General features: G+C 71.0%; 3 protein-coding genes and 1 pseudogene. 3 read left to right on the top strand and 1 reads right to left on the bottom strand.

Annotated features, from left to right (window positions below):
• Window positions 1–412, top strand: a 412-nt coding sequence (locus tag KBA23_RS16705) for a DUF2189 domain-containing protein (protein WP_290743371.1), incomplete at its 5' end; no start/stop codon positions are given.
• 98 nt (window positions 413–510) lie between these two features.
• Here KBA23_RS16705 and KBA23_RS16700 read toward each other — a convergent pair.
• Window positions 511–1,068, bottom strand: coding sequence for a TIGR00730 family Rossman fold protein (locus KBA23_RS16700; RefSeq protein ID WP_290743369.1), 558 nt, complete (start codon window positions 1,066–1,068; stop codon window positions 511–513).
• 107 nt (window positions 1,069–1,175) lie between these two features.
• Here KBA23_RS16700 and KBA23_RS16695 point away from each other — a divergent pair, with 107 nt between their 5' ends.
• Both KBA23_RS16695 and KBA23_RS16690 read left to right on the top strand, forming a co-directional pair.
• The gene (locus tag KBA23_RS16695; RefSeq protein WP_290743367.1) at window positions 1,176–2,246 is read left to right on the top strand and encodes a LysM peptidoglycan-binding domain-containing protein; all 1,071 of its coding nucleotides are present in this window, start codon (window positions 1,176–1,178) and stop codon (window positions 2,244–2,246) included.
• A gap of 81 nt (window positions 2,247–2,327) precedes the next feature.
• A pseudogene (locus tag KBA23_RS16690) lies at window positions 2,328–2,732 on the top strand (hypothetical protein); the annotation flags it as partial.

The following is a 2,732-nucleotide window of genomic DNA, read 5'->3' as shown; positions in this document are numbered from 1 at the left end:
GATCTTCCTCGCCTGGCTCATCACCGCCGCGGGCCTGCACAACGTCATCCTCGGACCGGAGCCGCCGGCCTCCGCCGCCGCCTTCCTGCGCGAGGTGCTGACCACGGGGCCGGGATGGGCCCTGATGATTGTCGGCTGCGCGGTCGGGTTCTTCTTCGCCGCGCTGGTCCTGATGATCAGTGTCGTTTCCTTCCCGCTGCTTCTCGACCGCGACGTCGGCATTCCGGTGGCGATGGCCACGTCGATGCGCGTCGCCGCCGCGAATCCGGGGCCGATCGCCGTCTGGGGCCTGATCGTGGCCGCCGGGCTCGCGCTCGGTTCGCTGCCGATGTTCCTCGGGCTGATCGTTGTTCTGCCGATCCTCGGCCATGCCACCTGGCACCTGTACCGAGCGGCGGTCGTACCGGGCTAGAGCGGAGTCCGTCCCGGCAGAGCCGGGTCGTCCGCTCCGGAGTCTCGAATTGCGCGATATCTTGATCACCAGACGTTTCCGTCTGCCTGGATATCGGCCTAGAGGCGCTGGAGCAGTGCATCCATCAGCGCGGGCACGTCATCATGAACCGTCAGGAAGTCGAGGAAGGACGGCTCGGCAAAGCCTTGCGCCACGATGTGGTGGATGAGATCGACCAGCGGCGTCCAGTAGCCCCTGGTATTGAGCAGCAGCACGGGCTTGCTGTGCAGCCCGAGTTGCCGCCAGGTCAGCACCTCGAACAGTTCGTCGAGGCTGCCGGGACCGCCCGGCAGGGTCACGATCGCGTCGGCATTCATGAACATGACCTTCTTGCGCTCGTGCATCGTCTCGGTCACGACGAAGGTGGTCAGCACGCGGCGTCCGACTTCGCGGCGCAGCAGATGTTCGGGAATGACGCCGAAGGCGGCGCCGCCCGCCTCCTGCGCCGCGCGTGCCACCACGCCCATCAGGCCGATGTCGCCCGCGCCATAGACCAGCCGCGTGCCGGTCGCGGCGAGGGCCGCGCCGAACTCGGCGGCGGCGGCGGCATAGGCGGGATCTGCCCCGGGCCGCGAGCCGCAGAAGACGCAGACCGATCTCGCGCCATCGTCCCGCATGGACAGGCCTCCCACTTGCCTTTAGGTTGCGCGAATATGGTCCTGTCGCGATGCTCCCTGCTAACAGTTCGCCACCCGTCGGGCCAGACCCCGCGGGGGTGTCCGGCGTGACCGGGGGCAAGACCCGCTCGCTCCTCTGGATCGGGGTCGGCCTCGCGGCTTTCGCCGCCTTCTTCATCGTGCTTGATCGGGCACGGCAGCGCCCCGTGGCCCCCGATATCGCCGCCGCGCCGGCGCCGGAAGCCACGGCCGAAACGGCGCCCGGGGTGACGCCGCCAACCGCCCCCGAAGCTGTGCCCGGGACCGTCCCCGCGAGCGTCGACGTGATCCGCGTCGCCCCGGACGGCGCGGCGGTGGTCGCCGGGCGCGCGCAACCCGGCGCGAATGTCACGCTCTATGCCGGCGACACCGCGATGGCCGAGGCACGCGCCGACGCCAACGGCGATTTCGTCGCCATCTTCCAGGTCGAACCCTCGACCGAGCCCCGGACCATCACCCTTGGCGCCGAGGCCGCGGACGGCACCCGAACCGTCTCGGATCAGGTCGTCGTCCTGCTGCCCGAACCGCCCGGCCTCTCGCCCGATCTCGCCCCGCCGGACGCGAACCCGCCAGACGCCAATCCGCCAGACGCCGCCGCCCCCGTGGCCGCCGCGATCGTCTCGCCCGGGGCCGTCACCCTCACCCCGCTCGCGCGGCCGACCGGCGCGGCGGCGGATCGTGTCTCGCTGGCCAGCATCTCCTACGCCGAGGCGGGCGAGATCACGCTCGACGGTTTCGGCCGCGCCGGCTCGAAGCTCCGCGCCTATGTCGATGACACTTTCGCGCGCGAGGGGGAAGTCGGCGCCGACGGCCGCTGGAGGCTCGGGCTCGGTGAGATCGCCGCCGGCGTCCATCGTCTGCGCATCGACCAGATCGGCTCGACCGGCTCGGTCGAAGCCCGTGTCGTCACCCCGTTCCAGCGCGACTATCCCCAGCCGCGCCCGGCGGCGGACGCCGCCGCTCCGGTCTCGGTCGTCGTCCAGCCCGGCAACAACCTCTGGACGCTGGCGCGCCTGCATTACGGCTCGGGCGTGCTCTATACCCAGATCTTCACCGCCAACAGCGACCTGATCGGCGACCCGAACCTGATCTATCCCGGCCAGATCTTCCGCCTGCCCGAGAAGCCGGCGGCCGAGTGACCGGCGGCGCGGTGGGCGTTCGGGCTTGGCACCCGTCCGGCCGGGCGATATATGGCGCACCTCAGTGCGCGGAGGACCGGCTTGGGCCAGAGTGATTCCTTCATCAACGAAGTGAGCGAGGAGGTCCGGCGCGACCGGCTCTTCGGCTTTTTCAGGCGCTATGGCTGGCTCGTCGGCCTCGTCCTCATCCTTGTGGTCGGTGGCGCCGCCGCGCTCGAATGGCGCAAGGCGAGCGGCCGCGCCTCGGCCGAAGCCGCCGGCGATGCGCTGCGCGCGGCCTATCTCGAAACCGATCCGGCCAAGCGCGCCGCCGCGTTCGAGGCGGTCGCGACCTCGGCCCCGGAAGCGGCGGTCCTGGCGTCCCTGGCCGAGGCGGGCAGTCTCGCCGACGCGGGAAGGAAGGACGAGGCGGCCGCGCTGCTCGCCCGGCTGGCCGATGATCCGGTGACGCCCGCGCTCTATGACGCGCTGGCCTCGCTACAGCGC

It is taken from the genome of Amaricoccus sp., assembly GCF_017995835.1.
Lineage (GTDB): Bacteria > Pseudomonadota > Alphaproteobacteria > Rhodobacterales > Rhodobacteraceae > Amaricoccus.
This window is presented reverse-complemented; position numbering and strand designations above follow the sequence as displayed.